This is a genomic window from Tomitella gaofuii (genome assembly GCF_014126825.1).
GTDB lineage: Bacteria > Actinomycetota > Actinomycetes > Mycobacteriales > Mycobacteriaceae > Tomitella > Tomitella gaofuii.
Genome location: NZ_CP059900.1, coordinates 637316 through 654698 on the forward strand (window position 1 = coordinate 637316; position 17383 = coordinate 654698).

Sequence of the window (17383 nt, forward strand, 5' to 3'; positions counted from 1 at the left end):
TTTTTCGGGTCCGATGAATCGTGGCAGGTGCGGCGCGGCGAGGGTTGCTCGCGCCCCGGCGATACCCGTCCCTCACACCCCGGCGATGCCTCGCGCCTCGGCCCCGGTGGCGAACGCGAGGAAGGTGTCGTTCTCCTGCGGGGTGCCCACGGTGATGCGCACCCCGTCGTCGCCGTAGGGGCGGATGATCACCTTGGCGTCGGCGCTGCGGTCCGCGTATTCGGATGCGCGGGCGCCCAGCGGCAACCACAGGAAGTTCGCGGCGCTCGGGGCCACGCGGTAGCCGGCGTCGGCCAGCGCCGTGGCCATCCGTGCGCGCTCCGCCACGACGTGCCCGGTGCGCTCGAGCAGCTCCTCCTCGGCATCCAGGCAAGCGAGGGCGGCGGCCTGCGCGAGCGTGGACACGCTGAACGGCACGAAGACCTTGCGCAATGCGCCGATGAGGGAGGGGTGCCCGATCGCGTAGCCGACGCGGACCCCGGCGAGGCCGTACGCCTTGGAGAAAGTGCGCAGGACGACCACGTTGGGGTGCCGTCGTGCGAGGGCGAGCGAGTCCGGCACGGCAGCGTCCGGCAGGGCGGGATTCGGCGCCGCCGGCAGGTCGGTGCGTCCGTCGCCGGGCCGGGCGTACTCGATGTAGGCCTCATCGAGGGCGACCACCACGTGCGGCGGGATCTTCGCGAGGAACTCCTCGATCGCGCTCTCACCCACGAACGTCCCCGTGGGGTTGTTGGGGTTGCAGACGAACACGACGCGCGTGCGTTCGGTGACCGCCGCGGCCATCGCGTCAAGGTCGTGCGCGTCGTCCGCGTCGAGCGGCACCGGCACAGGGGTGGCCAGCGCGACCTGCGTGACGATGGGGTACGCCTCGAACGAGCGCCACGCGAAGACGACCTCGTCGCCCGGGTCGCAGGTAGCCTGCACGAGCTGCTGGCACAGGCTCACCGAACCGCATCCCACCGCGACGTTCTGGGGCGGCACCCCGGCGCGGGCCGCCAGCCGGGCGGTCAACTCGGCGGCGCCGCTGTCCGGGTACCGGTTGGCGGTGGCGGCGGCCTCGGCGATCGCCCGCGCCACGCTGGGCAGCGGGCCCGCGGTGGTCTCGTTGCTCGCGAGCTTGACCGCGCCCGGCACGGTGCGCCCGGGGACGTAGGCGGGCAGCGCGTCGAGGTCGGGGCGGGTGCGGGGCAGTGCGGGTTCAGTCACGGCCGGTTCAGTCACGTCTCCCAGTATGTCCGACCCCGTCCCGCGGCGTGTCCGACGCCGTTCCGCAGCCCCGTCGGGAGAGCGCTGCCCGGGCGTTTTGCCAAGCGTCGGGCGTGCTGTGTAGGCTCTCGTGCTGGTGGCCGTGCGGTCACCGCGGGGCCCGCGGGGCCTCAGGAGGCGTGCCAGAGCGGCCGAATGGGACTCACTGCTAATGAGTTGTCCTCTATCCGGGGACCGGAGGTTCAAATCCTCTCGCCTCCGCGGGGCCGGTTTCGTCACCGGCCACCGGCTGGACTATAGTTCTTCACGGAACTCCGGTTCGGATCCGTGCGGGGATACAACTGTACGGACACAACAAAATACGCGCCCGTAGCTCAACGGATAGAGCATCTGACTACGGATCAGAAGGTTAGGGGTTCGAATCCCTTCGGGCGCACAATCCGCAGAAACCCGGACGGTTGCCGTCCGGGTTTCTGCGGTTCATCGCGCGTCTACCTCGGGCGCGTCGCGACGAGTGAGGCAAAGACCACGATGTTGTCTTCGTAGTCGCGGCTTTGCGTGTCGAATGCCCCGCCGCACGTGATCAGCCGTAATTCCGGGGTCTCGGTGTTGCCGTACACGTGCAGCGTCGGAAACTCCGCCTTGGCGAACTGCCGCACTCGCGTGATGTCGAAGACCGCCACGGTGCCGTCGGCGCGGGTGACGTCCACGGTGTCGCCGGGCCTCAGTGCTCCGAGGTCGAAGAACACGCCCTCGCCCTGCTCGGCCGAGTCGACGTGCCCGACGATGATGGCGGGTCCGGGCGCGCCGGGTTCGGGCGAGAGGGTGTCCCACCCGGGCACGTCCACCCGGTCGAGAGGCGGCACCTGCAGGGTGCCGTCCGGGTTCCGGCCCAGTCGCATCAGCGTGTGGTGCACGCCGATGGCGGGGACGTCGATCGCGACCGGGGCCGGCACAGGCGCGGCCGGCACAGGCGCGGCCGGCGCAGGCGTGACCGGAGCGGGCCGAGCCGGGGATGCGGCGGACGACGGTGCAGCGACCGATGCCGCCGCGGTCGGCGGCTGCGGAGGCGATTCCTGCAGCGTCGCACCGACGGCGGCCGCCGCGATCCCGATGGCCGCGAGGAGGGACGCCAGCGGCCGCCGCGGCCCGCCGCCGCCGTCGTCCTTGTCGGTCCGTCATGGTGACGTCACTTGCGGCGTGCGCCGTCGCGCCGCCTGCTCACCGCGAACGCGCCGCCTGCCGCCACGAACGCTGCGCCGCCCACACCGAACACCCAGCCGTACTCGACGCCGGACGTCGCACCGCCGCCGGTGTCGACACCGCCTCCGGGCACCTGAGTCATCTGAGAGGCGGTGATCGTCCCGCACAGCGCGGGGGCGGTCGCGGCCAGAGGCAGTTCCGGCACGAGATTGCTCTTCTCGCCCTGCGCTTGCGGCGACAGGGTGGCGGGGTCGAGCCCGTGCACCACCGCGACGGCGCTGCCGTCCTTCATAGCGTTCAACGTCTCCGGTGAAAGCGTGATTGTCCGTTCGTACTTGAAGCTGCCACCGCTGGGAGCGGTCGTGATGTCGGTTGCGGCCTTCGCGCTGGTGTCGCCGGTTGTCGTCAGAGTGGTGTTCACGGCGCCGTAGGCCGGTTTGCCCTCGGCGGTGTCCACGATGCCGTCGCCGTTCGTATCGGCGCCCGGAGCAGGGCACGTCCCCTGACCTCCGATGTGGATGTGCTGGACGTGCGGGTACGGTCCATTCTGAAATGTTGCGGCGAGCCCCTGCACGTTCTCCGACACCCAGGCCTGATCGCCCTGCACTTTGATCATCAGCTGCCCCTTGCCGCCGGAGCCGTTGATGGGGTTGAGGATCGCCTGGTAGTACGTGCCGTCCACGCCGCTGTCGGCGGGCGTATCAGCGGCGGCTGTCGCCGGGATGCCGATGGCCAAGGGGACGGCCGCGAGTGCCGCAGTGGCGGACAGCTGCAGCGTTCTGCGCATGGTTTCGTTCGTGTGCATCGTTACCAACTCCTCACACTCGGGGCGAGAGGTCTTCCCGTCCGTCTGGTACGAGGTATTCGTTGCGACGTGGCTCACGGATCGGTGGAGATAGTGTGGGATCCATGGCAGCGGGCTCCGGAGTCGATCATGGCGATCCCGGCGGTGGGGGCAGCGTGGGGCAGGGCCTGACCGTCTGCACCGTCGGGCATTCGACGCACGCCTCCGAGGAGTTCGTGGCGTTGCTGCGCGCGCACCGGGTGGAGCGGATCGTGGACGTGCGCACCATCGCCAAGTCGCGCCACAACCCGCAGTTCGGTGAGGACGCGCTGGCGGCGACGTTGCGTGACGCGGGAATCGACTACGTGCGGATGAAGGAGCTCGGCGGGCTGCGCCACACGACGAAGGCGTCGGTCAACGGGGCGTGGCGCAACGCCTCGTTCCGCGGCTACGCGGACTACATGCAGACCGCCGCGTTCGCCGAAGGCATCGACCGTCTGCGCACTCTCGCGGCGCGGGCGAGCACGGCCGTGATGTGCGCGGAGGCCGTCCCGTGGCGTTGCCACCGTTCGCTCATCGGCGACGCGTTGCTGGTGCGCGGCGACACGGTCCTCGACATCATGAGCCCTACGCAGGCCAAGCCGCACCGGCTGACGGGATTCGCGGTGGTGGACGGTCTGACGATCACCTACCCGCCGGAGGACTAGGCCCGTCTCAGCCTCCGACGGCGAGCCCGAGTCCCAACGCGATCGCCTCGGCGGGGTGGGTGCCCGGGATCCTCTCCCCGCCCGGCGGCACGCCCAGCCCGGCGAGCTGGATCCCGGCGGGCAGCCCCGGGGCGTCGGGCGCGGGGACCGACACCGCGGGGATGCCGAGCATGTTGAACGGGATGCACATCCGCAGCAGTTCGGAGCGCACCGACAGTCCGGCGCGGCCGTCGGCCCGCGTCGTCGTGTCCTGCCCGACGGGGGTGGCGCGGATCGGCGTCGTCGCGCACACCAGTCCGTGCAGGCCCTGCTCGTGGCGGAGGGTGTGCAGCGCCTCGTCGCGCATAAGCCGCACCGAGCGCAGCGCGCGCAGGTAGTCGACGGCGGGCCTGTCGGCCTGGGCCCGCACGCGGCCCGCTACGCCCGGCGTGTACCGGTCGATGGCGCCGGCGGGGAGCGGGCCGTGCGGGTCCGTGTGCGTCTCGTAGGCCTCCGCCCCGACGATCACCGGATATGCGGCGGACAGTTCGGCGGCGTGCGGCAGCGCGACGTCCACGACCTCTGCGCCGGCCTCGGTCAACGCCGCGCACGCCCGGTCGACGGCGTCGGAGATCACCGGGTCGTGCGTGTCGAAGACCGCGCCGCGCAGGCGTCCCACCCGCATGCCGGCCACCGGCCACGGCGTGCGCGCGACGCCGGGGATCGCACCCCAGGCCAGGCCGGCATCCACGACGTCGCCGGTGAAGAGCCCGATGTGGTCCAGCGTCGTCGACAGAGGGAACACACCCCGGGTAGGGAGGGCCGCGACGCCCGGCTTGAACCCCACCACGCCGCACAGCGCGGCCGGGGTGCGCACGCTGCAGCCGGTGTCGGTCCCGACGGCCAACGGCACGGTCTTGCGCGCCACGAGGGCGGCCGAGCCCGAGGATGAACCGCCCGTGATGCGCGCCGGGTCGTGCGGGTGGGCGGCGGGGCCGTCGACGTTCTCCTCGCCGGTGCAACCGTAGGCGAACTCGTGCAGGTGCGACTTGGCGACGACGATCGCGCCGGCTTCGCGCAGGCGGGCGACGATGTCGGCGTCGCGTTCCGCCGGCGGCGCGTCCGCCAGTGCGGCGCTGCCGCAGCGCGTGGGCAGCCCGGCCACGTCGATGTTGTCCTTGACCACGACGGCCACCCCGTGCAGGGGACTGCGCCAGCGGTCGGCGGCGATCTCCGTGTCCAGCAGCGCGGCCTCCGCCAGCGCGGCGTCGTCCCTGCGCGCCGGCACGAGGTTCTCCCACGGGGTGCCGGAGAGCCCGTCGAGCGCGCGCAGAACCTGTTCCACGTGTGCGGTGACGGTGACCTCCTTGCGCGCCAGAGCGGTCGCCAGCTCGCGGAGGCTCATCGGCGGACGCCTCCGCGCTGATCGGCGCCGTCGGGGCTGCTCCACACGCCGCCCGCGCGTCCCGCGTCGCGGAGCTGCTCGATCCACCCCGGCACTCCCGGCTGCAGCCCGTCGATGCGCGAGCGGCGGGTGTGCTCGTACTCGCGTCGCGCCACGTGCCCCCGGCCCGCCAGGTCGGCGATCCCGTCCCCCGCCGCCAGCGCGTCCCGCGCCGCGGCGAGCAACGCCAGGGTCTCGTCCAACGCCGCCGTCAGGGCGTCCGCGTTGCCTTCGCACATCGCGCGCACCAGCAGCGGGTCCGTCGCGGCGACGCGGGTGCCGTCGCGGAACGACCCGGCGGCCAGCGACAGCGCAAGCTGGTCGCCCGCCCCGGAGACCGCGAGGGCCTCGGCGAGGACGTGCGGCAGGTGCGAGATGCGGGCGACGGCGGCATCGTGCTCCGCGGAACCGGCCGGCACCACCACCGAGCCGCAGTCCTGGGCCAGATCGGCCACCCGGGTCCACACATCGGGGTCGGCGCCGTCGTCGGCCGCCACCACCCACACCGCTCCGTCGAACAGCGCTCCGTCTCCGGCGGTCCACCCGGACTCCGCTGTGCCGGTCATGGGATGGCCGCCCACGTAGTGCGCGTCGAGACCGTGGGCGGCCAGCGCGTCGGCCATCGGCTGCTTGACGCTGACCACGTCGGTGATCGGACAGTGCGGGGCGTGCTCCGCGATGGCGGCGGCGATCCCGTCGACGGCCGGCAGCGGCACCGCGATGACGATCAGCGCCTCCGTGGCGGCGGCGCGGTGCAGGACCGCGGGCAGGTCGCCGGACACGTCGTAGCCCGCCTCCGCCGCCTCGCGCACGGTCTCCGCGGAGCGGTTCCACCCCCACACGCTGCGGCCGGCCGCAGCGGCCGCACGCAGCAGCGATCCGCCGATGAGGCCCAGCCCCAGCACGCACACCCCGGGGCGATCCGGGGATCCGTCGGCCGGGTCGGGGGCGCCGGCCGCGTGGCCGGCGACCGGCGGCGTGCCGGCTTGCGATGGCGTCGTCACCGTTCCAGGTTGGCACATCCGAGGCGGGGGTCGTAAACGGTGCCATCAGCGGCTACCGTTGCGGCATGGCTGCACAAGGTGTGGACACGGACTCGGTACGCGGGTCCGTCGACGGCGCGGGGGACTCCGCGGACGGTTCGGACGAGCTGTACGGCTTCGCCGTGGCGGTGGTGTACGACGACGGCCGCTGGTCGTGCACGCCGATGGGCGACGAGGCGCGCGAGAGCCTCGATGCCGCCGTGGCCGAGCTGCGTGGCATGCGCGCCGCGGGGCCGGTGTTCGGCTTGCTCGACGTCGACGAGTCCTTCTTTGCCATCGTGCGGCCCGGCCCGGAGACGGTGCATCTGGCGTTGTCCGACGCGGTCTGCGCCATCGACTACGACCTGGCTGCGGACATCCTCGAGGTGCTCGGCGTGGACGTTCCCGACCTCACCCCCGACGAGGTGGACGACGCGGACCCGTGGCCGGAGGGCGACCTCGCCGTGCTGGCCGATCTGGGCCTGCCGGAGCCGGTGCTCAGCGTGATCATGGACGAGGTGGACCTGTACCCGGATGAGCAGCTGGGCACCATCGCGCAGAACCTCGGTTTCGCCGACGAGTTCGCCGCGGTGCTCGACAGGATCGACCGCTGAAGGAGTCGACGCCGGCGGATCGCGCCCCCCGGCGGCGCGACGAGGCGATGATGCGTGCCGCGCTGGCCGCGGCGTGCGCCCCGGGAGCTGTCGATGGCAGTGGTGCTGTGAGCGGCGCCGACGTCCCCGTCGGGGCCGTCGTCTTCGACGCCGACGGGCGGGAACTGTCGCGCGCGGTCAACGCGCGCGAGGCGTTGGGCGATCCCACCGCGCACGCCGAGGTCCTCGCGTTGCGGGAGGCGGCGCGCGTGCACGGCGACGGATGGCGCCTGGCCGGTGCCACGCTCGCCGTCACGCTGGAACCGTGCACCATGTGCGCGGGGGCACTGGTGCTGGCGCGGGTGGACCGCGTGGTGTTCGGGGCGTGGGAGCCCAAGACGGGGGCCGTCGGCTCGCTGTGGGACGTGGTGCGCGACCGGCGGCTGACGCATCGCCCCGAGGTGCGCGGCGGAGTGCTCGAGCGCGAGTGCGCCGAAGTTCTCGAGCGCTTCTTCCACGCGCGCCGCTGAGGCAGGGTGCCTAGACGGCAGTGTCTATGCAGGTCACGGCGGCGGTTGTGTGATGACCCCTGTGTCCGTGTACAGTACTTCCCGGTGGCGTGACCGAGCGGCCGAAGGAGCTCGCCTCGAAAGCGAGTGAGGGGCAACCCTCCGTGGGTTCAAATCCCACCGCCACCGCGCTGAAGGTGCCGGGGCCCCGTGCGGACGGGGCCCCGGCACCTTTTTGTTCCATGCTCAGGGCTCGAGGTCGTTGCCGGCTCCGGTGATCGAGGCCGTGCCAGCACCACTTGAACCTAAGCGCCGGATCCCGGGGTGTCCGCGGGGGACGGTGCTCAATGCCGCGCAGTTAGTGGTGTGGCTGGTGTGGCAAGTGTGACTGCGGCGTGTCGGGCGAAGAGCAACGGAACTCCACGGTAGGCAAGGGGTGTCCTCACAAGACGCCCTGCTACCAAAGGAGTTCCGTTGCCGTCCCAGTCTGTCATCCCTGCCCCGCTGCCCGCGCCGGCGGATCCCTTCGCCGCGGGTCATCTCGGCGAGTTGACCCGGATCGTGTCATTCGATCTGGTCGACGCGGCGATCGAGGCTGCCGGAGCGGCGCAGAAACGGGTGCGCCGCCTGCCCACCCGGGTGGTGATGTACGTGCTGCTCGCGGGGGTGCTGTTCACTGGCGTGGGCTACCAGCAGGTACTGGCGCGCCTGGCCCGCGGCGCCGGCCTGAGCCTGACCACGCCCGGTAGCTCGGCGTTGTCCCAGGCGTTCCGGCGGATCGGCACCGGCCCGCTTGCCGAACTGTTCGACCTGGTCCGCGGCCCGGCGGCCGGGTCCTCGCGCTGGCGGGGCCTGCTGGTGTGCGCGATCGACGGCACCACGATGTTCGTGGCGGACACCGGCGCCAACACCGGCGCGTTCGGCCGCCAGTCCGGCCGCCCTGACGCACCGGCCGGATACCCGATGCTGCGGCTGGTGAGCATCGTCGCATGCGGCACCCGCACGGTCATCGACGCCGTGTTCGGCTCCTACCGGGCCGGGGAGACCACCTACGCCCCCGCCCTGACGAACAGTCTGCGCCCCGGCATGCTGCTGCTGGGCGACCGCAACTTCGCCGCCGCCGCCCTGATCGAGCAGTTCGCCGCCACCGGCGCAGACCTGCTCATACGGTGCAAGAACGCCCGCAGGTTCGAGGTCCTCGAGCGCCTGGACGACGGCACCCAGATCGTGGCCATCGGCGATCTGCGGGTGCGCCTGATCGACGCCCAGATCACCGTCGATCTCGACCCGGCCGGCGGCCGGCGCACCGGCACCTACCGTCTGATCACCACGCTGACCGACCCGGACCGCTACCCCGCACGGCAGATCGTGCAGCTCTACCACCAGCGATGGGAGATCGAGACCAGCTACCGGGAGACCAAAGCGACGATCCTCGCGGGCCGGGTCCTGCGAGCACGCACCCCGGCCGGCGTCGCCCAGGAGGTCTACGCCGTCCTGATCGTCCACCAGGCGCTGCGCACCGCGATCGCCGACACCGCCCTGGCCGCCGGCGACATCGCTCCCGACCGGCTCAGCTTCACCATCGCCCTGACCACCGCCCGCGACGCTATCCACGATGCGGGTCTCATCCTCGCCGGGCCCTGCACCGACCTGACCGGCCGCATCGGGCGAGCAGCACTGGCAGCGGTCATGCCCGCCCGCCGATCACGCTCGAGCCCCAGAGTCACGAAACGGGCCATCTCCAAACACCGCGCGAAAGGCAACGTCGACCGCACGAACTATCGGACCCGCATCACGACACACCTACCGGGCATCATTGACACCAGACACGACAACTAACTGCGCGGCATTGGGACGGTGCTCGGACCGGGATGCTCATCCGCACAGCGGCTGTCTGGGCACCCCGGGCAGGTAGCGGCCCCATTCTTCGGCGGTCAGCGGCGTGCCGCGGGTTGCGCAGATCTCGCCCGCGGCCGCGTCGGGGTCCGTCGACCACAGCCGCACGGCGCCGTCGGGCCCGCCCGCCGCGAGCAGCCCTCCACGGCCGAACTGCGCGTCGAACGTCCGGCCCTCGTAGGCGGTGAGCTTCGCCGCGATGGTGGGCAGGGCGGTGCCATCGACGTTCCACATCCGCACCGTGCCGCTGCTCGTCGCTGCGACCAGCCGGGTCCCGTCCGCGTTGTAGTCGAGCGAATACACGGCGCCGCCGGTGTCCGGGAGCGTGCCGATCTCCCGCGGTGCGTCGATGTCGCTGACATCCCACTCGCGCACGGTCTGGTCGGCGCCGCCCGCGGCGAGCAGCGCACCGTCCGGGCTGAAGGCGACGGCCTGCGCGTACGTGGTGAAACCGGTGAGGACGGTGCGCAGCACGGGGTCCGCGGGCGCGGTGATGTTCCACAGCTCCACCGTGTTGTCGGCGGTCGCGACCGCAACCGTGCCGCCGATCGGGGAGAATGCGATGGACTGCGGGTAGTTGGCGGCGTCGAACCGCCCCACCGGCCGCGGCCGGGCCGGGTCGGTCACATCGAGCAGGTGCACCGTCGTCGCCGACTGGTCGGACACCGCCAGCAGCCGGGCGTCGGGGCCGAACGACACCACGGCCACGATGCCGTCGACCACGCCGCTCAGCCTGCTGAGCTTCAGCGGGGTGTCCGGCGTGGTGACATCCCACAGGTACACCGCGCCGGTGGCGGCTCCCGCGGCGGCGAGCCGGCGCCCCGCCGCGGTGGTGCCCAGGGCGGTGGCGCCGGTGAACCGGTCCTCGCCGTCCGGGGTCAGATCGGCGAGCCGCCGCGCCGCGTCCGGCACGGAGATGTCCCACAGGTGCTGACCGTCGTCGTGAGCCCCGGCGCCGACCAGCAGCACGGTGCCCGTCGCATCGATGGGTGCGGTGAAGATCGTGTCCTCCGCGCCCCCGAGCACCGGACCGGGCAGCGGCCACAGGCGGGTCACGCCGTCCACACCGGCGCTCAGCAGCCGCGTGCCGTCGGACATGAACCGCGTGGAGGTCACGACGGACCGTCCGGAGAGCGTGTCGGTGAGCGTGTCGTCCGCGGTGGACCAGATCCGGATCGTGTTGTCGGAACTGCCTGCCGCCACCTGCGCGCCGTCACCGCTGACGGTGACGGAGTTGACGTAGCTGGTGAAGCCCGTCAGGGGCGGCAGGGGCCGCGGGTTCCGCGGATCGGCGACGGACCAGCGTTCGACCCGCCGCGCGGTGGTCCCCGCGAGCAGGGTGGAGCCGTCGGGGGTGAATACGAGCGACAGCCGGGCGTCGGTCGACTGCGGATCGGGCGGAATCGCGAAGAGCGGAGCCCCCATGTCCGGCTCCGCGATGCGGGTGGCGTCCCAGATGCGCAGCGTGTCATGCGTGCCCCCGGTGGCGAGGAGCCGGCCGTCGGCGCTGACCGCCAGCACCTCCCGCCCGCTGCCGGGAACGGTGACCGCGGGCAACGCCCGGGGGCGGGCGGGGTCGGTGATGTCCCAGCGCAGCAGCGCGGAGCTGCTCGTGCCCGCCAGCAGGTGCCGGCCGTCGGGGGTGAACGCGAGGTCCTGGACGGACCCGTCGGCGGGCGGGTCGAAGGCGGCGAGCAGCCGCGGGGACGCGAGGTCGGACACGTCCCACAGTTGGGTGCCGCCCTCGCCGCCCACAGCGGCCATGGCGCCCGCCGGGCCGACCGCCAGCGCATACGGCGGCGCCGCCGCGTCGAACGCATCGAGCACGGACAGCGGCGCGGGGTCGGTTCCGCTGTCGGCCGTACGGTAGATGCGCACACCGCCGTCGGACGTCGCGGTGGCGAACCAGGTGCCGTCGGGCGAGGGCACCGCCTTCGTCCCTCCGGCCGTGCCCACGATGCGGGTGGCGGAATGCACCGCCGTGGCGTCGAGAAGCGCGGACCGTGCCTCGAGCACCGGCGCTACCCGGTACGACGCGAGCGCCATCTGGGCGGCCAAGGCCGGATCCGCGGAGCGCAGCTTCTGCGACTCGGTGGCGATCTGGCGGGCCATCGCCTCGTTGCGCGCCGTGACGGCCGCGCCGCGCGCGCTGTTGGCCTGGTATTGCGACACTCCGGCGACGACAGCGGCCGTGACGGCGACGATGGAGACGACCGCCAGGGCGACGACCAGCCTGCGGAGCACCCGGAAGCGGCGGTGCTCCTGATCGGCGCGTGCGCGCTCCTCGGCGGTGGACGCATCGAGGTACGCGCGTTCGGCGGGGCTGATGACCTGTGCGGAGCCCACCGCGTCGGACCATTCGCGCATGATCGCGAGGCGGTTGCCGGACAGCAGCGTGCCCGGGTCGCGGCCGGAGTCCAACCACAGCCCCGCCGCCTCGGTCAGCTGGCGGCGGACGACGAGGCCCGCCCTGTTGTCGTCGATCCAGTTGTGCAGGCGCCGCCACGCGGTGAGCAGGACCTCGTGCGAGAGCTCGATCGTGTCGTCGCCGACGGTGAGCAGCCTGCGCTCGACGAAGGCGTCGATCACCACGTCGGAGTCATCGGACTCGAGCTCGCCGCGGGTGGCGCGCCTGCGCAGCGCGATGTCGGCGTCTTCGCCGATGGTGACCAGGCGCAGGAACACGCGTTGCGCCGTCACCCGTTGGGCTCGGCTCAGTGTGGCGTAGACCGACTCGGCGCTCATCTCGACTGCGCCGCCGATGCCGCCGGAGGCGAAGTAGTCGGCGACGGTGAGCGTCTTGTGCCGTGACCTCGTCCAGGTGGTCAGCAGCGCGTGCGACAGCAGCGGCAGCATGCCCGCCCGCGCGGCCCCGGGACCGGACCCCGGCGGGCGGGACTCGTCGATGAGCAGCCGCACCAGTGCCGGATCGACGGTGGCGCCGGCCTTGCGCGCGGGTTCGGCGATGATCTCGCGGAGTTGGTCGTCGGTCATCGGACCCACGACCACCGGCGATTCGAGTGCGGGCACCAGTGCGGGCTCGGCGGCGGCGTTGCCGTAGAAGTCGGCGCGCAGGGCCATCACCACGTGCACGGGGGATCGGTCGGACACTGCGGTGAGCGCGCTGATGGTCTCCGCGCGTGCGGCCTCGGACTGCCCGAGGGTCCAGAGTTCCTCGAACTGGTCGACGATGAGCACGGGGTCCGTGACCGTAGCGTTCGCGGCCCGCGGCCCGGCCTGCAGCCCGGCCAGGGCCGCGAGGGCGTGCTGCGGCGTCGTGACCGTCACCGCCGGGGCGGTGACGGTGTCCGGGTGGCGGAGGGCGGGCACGACGCCGGCACGCAGCACGGACGACTTGCCGGAGCCGGACGGGCCGATGACGACGACCGGGGCACCGTCGCGCGCAGAGCCGCGGAGGCGGTCGACGATCGTCCGCGTGAGTTCCGCACGGCCGAAGAACCACTCGGCGTCGGTATCCTGGAACGGTTCCAGCCCGCGGTACGGCAGGGTCGGCGGCGGCGCCCGGTGCGCACGACTCCCGCGGGCGCGCGCGACGGCCTCATGCCATCGTGCCTTCCCGGCCTCATCGGTGACCCCGCACGCGCCGAGCACGGCGTCGAACATGGGGAAGCTCGCCTTGTTGGGCAGGTGCTGACCGGACAGCCACCCGGAGATGGTGCCGTGCAGCCCACCGGAGCGGGCGACGAGCTCCCGGACGCTCAGCCCCGCGGAGGTCCGCAGCGTGGTGAGGGCCGCGGCGAGGTCGGACCGCGACGCGACCTCCTCGGGGGCGGTGGGGACTCCGCGGTGCGCGCCCGCGGACGTATTGCCATGCGACGTCACCCGTTCAACGGTAGAGAATTACCGGCGGGTACACCAATGAAGGCGCTGGTCCCGGCGGTGTATGGGGCTGGGGGCCGTATGGGGTTCGTACGGGTGCGCCGCATGGTGCCGAACTTGTCACCCCCGTGGGTCACGATGAAGGCGTCCGCCTTTGAATCCGGTGAATTGTCGTGATCCGGTGAATTGCAGATGCGCCCGCTGGGCGGGCCGTGGGGCGGGAGGGATGGGAGTGGGCATGACTGTGAACGGATCGATCGCACGCGGCGGGGCGTCCGAAGCGGATGGCGTCTCCGTCGAGGTGGGTGCAAACACCGGAAATGAGGAGCGGCGGCTGCGACTGGTCAGCGCCGGCGCCGATGCCACGGCCGCGCCGGCGCTGTCAGCGCGTGAGGTGGAGGTGCTGCTGGCCTGGTTCCGGTCGGAGTCCAAGTCGGAGGCCGCGCAGGAGCTGTACATCTCGGTGGGGACGCTCAACACCCATCTGGCCCGGGTGCGCGCCAAGTACGCGAAAGCGGGGCGCGTCGCCTCCACCAAGGCCGCGCTGGTGGTGCGCGCGTTGCAGGACGGCCTCGTCTCGCTCGACGACTGGTGACCGCGAGCCGGGGCAGGAGCGGGAAGTCAGGAGCGCACGAGCCGCCGGATGGCGGCGGTGGCCTCGTCGAGCTTCTCGTCGGCGTCCTCGCCGGAGGAGATCGCGTGCGAGACGCAGTGGTGCAGGTGGTCGTCCAGCAGCGCGAGCGCGACGGATTCCAGGGCGCGATTCACCGCGGAGATCTGGGTGAGGACGTCGATGCAGTAGGTGTCCTCCTCCACCATGCGCTGGATGCCGCGCACCTGCCCCTCGACGCGGCGGAGGCGTGTGCGCACGGCCGCCTTGTCCGCCGCGTAACCCGGGGTGCCGGCCATGCCGGGGGCATCGGCCTTGTCCGGGGTGCCGGGGGCGTCGTCGGCGCCGGCCGTGCCGGTGGAGTGCGTCATGTCGTTGCCTGGCCTTCCGTCCGGTCCCCGGGGCGGTGCTCCGCGGTGGGTATCCTGTCTGCCTCATGGTACCCACAGGGGGTATGGTCGGCCACTCCCGCGGACGTCGTCGGCCGGGCGTTTGGTTTGATGTCCCGGTGACCGACACCGGCGATTTCTTCAGCGTCCGTACCCGGATGGAATCGGGCCTCGGCCGCACCGGCAGGTTACGCACGCCGCACGGCGACATCCGCACGCCAGCCTTCATCGCCGTCGGCACCAAGGCCACGGTCAAGGCGGTGCTGCCGGAGGCGATGACGGAGCTCGGGGCGCAGGCGGTGCTCGCCAACGCCTACCACCTCTACCTGCAGCCGGGGTCGGACATCGTCGAGGAGGCCGGCGGACTGGGCGCGTTCATGAACTGGCCGGGCCCCACGTTCACCGACAGCGGCGGCTTCCAGGTGCTGTCTCTGGGGGCGGGGTTCAAGAAGGTGCTCGCCATGGAGTCGGTGGCGATGCAGGCCGACGACGTCATCGCCGCGGGCAAGGAACGCCTGGCGCACGTCGACGACGACGGGGTGACGTTCAAGTCGCATCTCGACGGGTCCCGCCACCGGTTCACCCCCGAGATCTCGATGGGCATCCAGCACAGGCTGGGGGCCGACATCATCTTCGCCTTCGACGAGCTGACCACGCTGATGAACACGCGCGGGTATCAGGAGGAATCGGTGGAGCGCACGCGGCGGTGGGCGCAGCGGTGCCTCGACGAGCACCACCGGCTCGCCGCGGAGCGGCCCGGCAGGCCGCGGCAGGCCCTGTTCGGGGTGGTGCAGGGCGCGCAGTACGAGGACCTGCGACGGCAGGCGGCCAAGGGTCTCGTCGCGCTGGAGGACGCCGACGGCGGCGGATTCGACGGATACGGGATCGGCGGTGCGCTGGAGAAGCGGAACCTGGGCACCATCGTCGGCTGGGTGAGCGAGGAGCTGCCGGAGGACAAGCCGCGGCACCTGCTGGGCATCAGTGAACCGGAGGACCTGTTCGTCGCCGTCGAGAACGGGGCCGACACCTTCGACTGCGTCCAGCCGTCGCGGGTGGCGCGCAATGCCGCACTGTACGCGCCCGACGGCCGGTTCAACATCACCACGGCGCGCAACCGCCGCGACTTCGGCCCTATCGACGCCGACTGCGACTGCTACACCTGCGCGCACTATTCACGTGCCTACCTGCATCACCTGTTCAAGGCGAAAGAGCACCTGGCGGCGACGCTCGCGACGATCCACAACGAGCGCTTCACCGTGCGGCTGGTCGACGGCATCCGCACCGCCATCGACCGCGGCGAGTACGCGGAGTACAAGCAGGACGTGCTCGGGAGGTTCGCCGGCGGGGACTGACGGGTCACCCGTCGACGCGGGGCCGGACGGCGTAGCTGGGCTCGCGCGCCTTGAGCGCCGCGATCACGCGGTAGGTGACCGGCATGAGCAGCACTTCGATGGCGGTCTTGTAGACGAAGCCGAGCACCACGTAGGTCGTCATGTCGCCCGCCCCGCTGAGCCCGATGGCGCCCGCCGCGATGAGGCAGAACACCAGCGTGTCCGCGAGTTCGCCCACCACGGTGGAGCCGATCAAGCGTGCCCACAGGTGGCGCTCGCGCGTGACCTCCTTGATGCGGACCAGGACGTAGGCGTTGAGCGTCTGGCCCACCAGGTATCCGGCCAGGCTGGCGGCGAGGACCTGGAAGTACGCCTGGGTGACGGTGTCGAAGGCGTCCTGATTCTCATAGAAGTCCGCGGCGGGCAGGATCGACGTCACCCAGAAGGCCAGCGCGCCGAGCGCCGCCACGCCGAACCCGAGGAGGATGGCGCGGCGTGTGGCACGGAAGCCGTAGACCTCGCTCAGCACGTCGCCCAGCACGTACGCGAGGGGGAACAGGAAGAAGCCGCCGTCGGTGATGATCGACCACTCGCCGACGACCGGGCCGAACGCGACGCCCTTGGTGGCGCAGAGGTTGGAGATCAGCAGCAGGGGGGCGAAGATCGCGATGATCGCCGGGTAGTACGAACGGGTGACCGCGGCGAACGCCGCCCCGTCTGCGGCGCGGTCCGCGGGGCCCGCCTCGGCCGGGGTCGTCGGGGGGATGCGGTCGGAGGATGTCACGTGGTCAATTGAAACACCTGTCAGGCCGGGTGATACACCCACGGCCCGCGGGGGAGCGACGACGGGGAGAAGCGCGTGCGCAGCGTCTCCGCGGTGACCGTCTCGCGGGGGTCGGCCAGGCGCAGGGACACGGCGATGGCGGACAGTGCCCGCGCGGCGGCGCCCGGCCCTGCGGCGGCGAAGTCGGCGAGGGTCACGGCGCCGTCACGCTTGGCCAGACGCTTGCCCTGCGGCCCCAACACCAGCGGCACGTGCGCGTACTCGGGCACCGCAAGCCCCAGCGTCGCGGCGAGGTAGGCCTGGCGCGGGGCCGAGCTGAGCAGGTCGTCGCCCCGCACCACCTGGTCGATGCCCTGCGCGGCGTCGTCCACCACCACCGCGAGGTTGTAGGCCGGGGTGCCGTCGCCGCGGCGCAGCACCAGGTCGTCGACCATGCCGGTGTACTCGCCGTGCAGGACGTCGGTCACCGTGCACTCGGCGACCGTCGACCGCAGCCGCAGTGCGGGGCTGGGGCGCGCCGCGCGGCGCTCCGCCCGCTGCGCCGGGGTGAGATCGCGGCAGGTCCCCGGGTACGCCCCGCCCGGCGCGTGGGGCGCGGACGGCGCCTGCAGGATCTCCCTGCGTGTGCAGTAGCACTCGTAGACGAGACCGGCCGAGGCCAGCCTGCCGATGGCTTCGTCGTAGCCGGCGCGACGCTGCGACTGGTGCGATACCGGCCCGTCCCAGTCTAGCCCCAGCGCGCGCAGGTCCGCGAGCTGGCGGTCCTCGGCGCCCGGGCGCACGCGGTCGAGGTCCTCGACCCGCAGCAGGAACCTGCGGCCGGTGGTGCGGGCGAACAGCCACGCCAGCAGCGCCGTCCGCAGGTTGCCCAGGTGCAGGTCGCCGGACGGGCTGGGGGCGAATCGGCCGGCGGCGGGTCCGTCGTGCCCGTCGGGGAGGGGTCGGTGCGCGGTCATCGCCCACGATTGTGCCTCTGTGGAATGCCCTGCACGGAAAGCCCCGTGCAGAAAGCGCCTGTGCCCTGCGGCGCGTCGCACAGGTGATCCGTCCAGTTTGACAATACGGTGTGAACTGCCGGGACGTACG

At 72.2% G+C, this 17383-nt stretch carries 15 protein-coding genes and 3 tRNA genes; 9 read left to right on the plus strand and 9 right to left on the minus strand.

Annotated features, from left to right (window positions below):
• Window positions 1-72: 72 nt before the first annotated feature.
• Window positions 73-1206 (minus strand): histidinol-phosphate transaminase, encoded by a 1134-nt coding sequence (gene hisC, locus H4F70_RS02965; protein WP_182358986.1) that lies wholly within the window; start codon window positions 1204-1206, stop codon window positions 73-75.
• A gap of 173 nt (window positions 1207-1379) precedes the next feature.
• Here hisC and H4F70_RS02970 point away from each other — a divergent pair.
• Together H4F70_RS02970 and H4F70_RS02975 are read left to right on the plus strand one after the other, a co-directional pair.
• Window positions 1380-1467 (plus strand) — tRNA-Ser (locus H4F70_RS02970).
• Between the two features lie 102 nt (window positions 1468-1569).
• Window positions 1570-1642, plus strand: a tRNA-Arg gene (locus H4F70_RS02975).
• 55 nt (window positions 1643-1697) lie between these two features.
• Here the strand turns inward: H4F70_RS02975 and H4F70_RS02980 are convergent.
• Together H4F70_RS02980 and H4F70_RS02985 are read right to left on the minus strand one after the other, a co-directional pair.
• Entirely contained in the window at window positions 1698-2162 is a 465-nt protein-coding gene (locus H4F70_RS02980; protein WP_220471760.1) for a class F sortase, read from the minus strand.
• A gap of 233 nt (window positions 2163-2395) precedes the next feature.
• On the minus strand, window positions 2396-3214 hold the full coding sequence (locus H4F70_RS02985; RefSeq protein WP_220471761.1) for a hypothetical protein: 819 nt from the start codon (window positions 3212-3214) through the stop codon (window positions 2396-2398).
• Between the two features lie 104 nt (window positions 3215-3318).
• On the opposite strand from H4F70_RS02985, the gene H4F70_RS02990 reads away from it, so the two are divergent.
• Window positions 3319-3900, plus strand: a complete 582-nt coding sequence (locus tag H4F70_RS02990) for a DUF488 domain-containing protein (protein WP_182358987.1) — start codon at window positions 3319-3321, stop codon at window positions 3898-3900.
• A gap of 7 nt (window positions 3901-3907) precedes the next feature.
• Here H4F70_RS02990 and H4F70_RS02995 read toward each other — a convergent pair whose 3' ends face one another.
• Complete coding sequence (locus H4F70_RS02995) at window positions 3908-5284, minus strand: amidase (protein WP_182358988.1); 1377 nt, start codon at window positions 5282-5284, stop codon at window positions 3908-3910.
• The gene (locus H4F70_RS03000) at window positions 5281-6234 is read right to left on the minus strand and encodes a prephenate dehydrogenase (protein ID WP_235681469.1); all 954 of its coding nucleotides are present in this window, start codon (window positions 6232-6234) and stop codon (window positions 5281-5283) included. The genes H4F70_RS02995 and H4F70_RS03000 overlap by 4 nt, the downstream gene beginning before the upstream one ends.
• Window positions 6235-6392: 158 nt before the next feature.
• Between H4F70_RS03000 and H4F70_RS03005 the strand changes: the two genes are divergently transcribed.
• The 4 genes from H4F70_RS03005 (at window position 6393) to H4F70_RS03020 (ending at window position 9286) form a co-directional block, all read left to right on the plus strand.
• Window positions 6393-6959, plus strand: coding sequence for a tRNA adenosine deaminase-associated protein (locus tag H4F70_RS03005; RefSeq protein WP_182358990.1), 567 nt, complete (start codon window positions 6393-6395; stop codon window positions 6957-6959).
• Between the two features lie 47 nt (window positions 6960-7006).
• Entirely contained in the window at window positions 7007-7468 is a 462-nt protein-coding gene (locus tag H4F70_RS03010; protein WP_182358991.1) for a nucleoside deaminase, read from the plus strand.
• 83 nt (window positions 7469-7551) lie between these two features.
• Window positions 7552-7636: transfer RNA gene (locus H4F70_RS03015), tRNA-Ser, on the plus strand.
• A 285-nt stretch (window positions 7637-7921) separates the two neighbouring features.
• Window positions 7922-9286 carry an IS4 family transposase gene (locus tag H4F70_RS03020; protein WP_220471713.1) on the plus strand — a complete coding sequence of 455 codons (1365 nt, stop codon included), beginning with the start codon at window positions 7922-7924 and terminating at the stop codon, window positions 9284-9286.
• A gap of 36 nt (window positions 9287-9322) precedes the next feature.
• Here H4F70_RS03020 and H4F70_RS03025 read toward each other — a convergent pair whose 3' ends face one another.
• Window positions 9323-13186 (minus strand): WD40 repeat domain-containing protein, encoded by a 3864-nt coding sequence (locus tag H4F70_RS03025; protein WP_182358992.1) that lies wholly within the window; start codon window positions 13184-13186, stop codon window positions 9323-9325.
• A 235-nt stretch (window positions 13187-13421) separates the two neighbouring features.
• Between H4F70_RS03025 and H4F70_RS03030 the strand changes: the two genes are divergently transcribed.
• A complete protein-coding gene (locus H4F70_RS03030; RefSeq protein ID WP_308317126.1) occupies window positions 13422-13778 on the plus strand; it encodes a LuxR C-terminal-related transcriptional regulator in 357 nt (118 codons plus the stop codon).
• Between the two features lie 26 nt (window positions 13779-13804).
• On the opposite strand, the gene H4F70_RS03035 is transcribed toward H4F70_RS03030, so the two are convergent.
• Entirely contained in the window at window positions 13805-14092 is a 288-nt protein-coding gene (locus H4F70_RS03035) for a metal-sensitive transcriptional regulator (RefSeq protein ID WP_182360128.1), read from the minus strand.
• A gap of 248 nt (window positions 14093-14340) precedes the next feature.
• Between H4F70_RS03035 and tgt the strand changes: the two genes are divergently transcribed.
• A complete protein-coding gene (tgt, locus tag H4F70_RS03040; RefSeq protein ID WP_235681470.1) occupies window positions 14341-15534 on the plus strand; it encodes a tRNA guanosine(34) transglycosylase Tgt in 1194 nt (397 codons plus the stop codon).
• Window positions 15535-15538: 4 nt separating this feature from the next.
• On the opposite strand, the gene H4F70_RS03045 is transcribed toward tgt, so the two are convergent.
• Together H4F70_RS03045 and gluQRS are read right to left on the minus strand one after the other, a co-directional pair.
• A complete protein-coding gene (locus H4F70_RS03045; RefSeq protein ID WP_372497645.1) occupies window positions 15539-16297 on the minus strand; it encodes a queuosine precursor transporter in 759 nt (252 codons plus the stop codon).
• Between the two features lie 20 nt (window positions 16298-16317).
• Complete coding sequence (gene gluQRS / locus H4F70_RS03050) at window positions 16318-17253, minus strand: tRNA glutamyl-Q(34) synthetase GluQRS (RefSeq protein ID WP_182358994.1); 936 nt, start codon at window positions 17251-17253, stop codon at window positions 16318-16320.
• Between the last annotated feature and the right edge of the window lie 130 nt (window positions 17254-17383).

Excerpts from the sequence above, each read along its gene's own strand:
- gluQRS (WP_182358994.1), bottom strand. The coding sequence starts at position 17,253 with ATGACCGCGCACCGACCCCTCCCCGACGGGCACGACGGACCCGCCGCC.
- tgt (WP_235681470.1), top strand. The coding sequence starts at position 14,341 with ATGGAATCGGGCCTCGGCCGCACCGGCAGGTTACGCACGCCGCACGGC.
- H4F70_RS03035 (WP_182360128.1), bottom strand. The coding sequence starts at position 14,092 with ATGGCCGGCACCCCGGGTTACGCGGCGGACAAGGCGGCCGTGCGCACA.
- H4F70_RS02990 (WP_182358987.1), top strand. The coding sequence starts at position 3,319 with ATGGCAGCGGGCTCCGGAGTCGATCATGGCGATCCCGGCGGTGGGGGC.
- H4F70_RS03005 (WP_182358990.1), top strand. The coding sequence starts at position 6,393 with ATGGCTGCACAAGGTGTGGACACGGACTCGGTACGCGGGTCCGTCGAC.
- H4F70_RS03030 (WP_308317126.1), top strand. The coding sequence starts at position 13,422 with ATGACTGTGAACGGATCGATCGCACGCGGCGGGGCGTCCGAAGCGGAT.
- H4F70_RS02995 (WP_182358988.1), bottom strand. The coding sequence starts at position 5,284 with ATGAGCCTCCGCGAGCTGGCGACCGCTCTGGCGCGCAAGGAGGTCACC.
- H4F70_RS03010 (WP_182358991.1), top strand. The coding sequence starts at position 7,007 with ATGATGCGTGCCGCGCTGGCCGCGGCGTGCGCCCCGGGAGCTGTCGAT.
- H4F70_RS02985 (WP_220471761.1), bottom strand. The coding sequence starts at position 3,214 with ATGCACACGAACGAAACCATGCGCAGAACGCTGCAGCTGTCCGCCACT.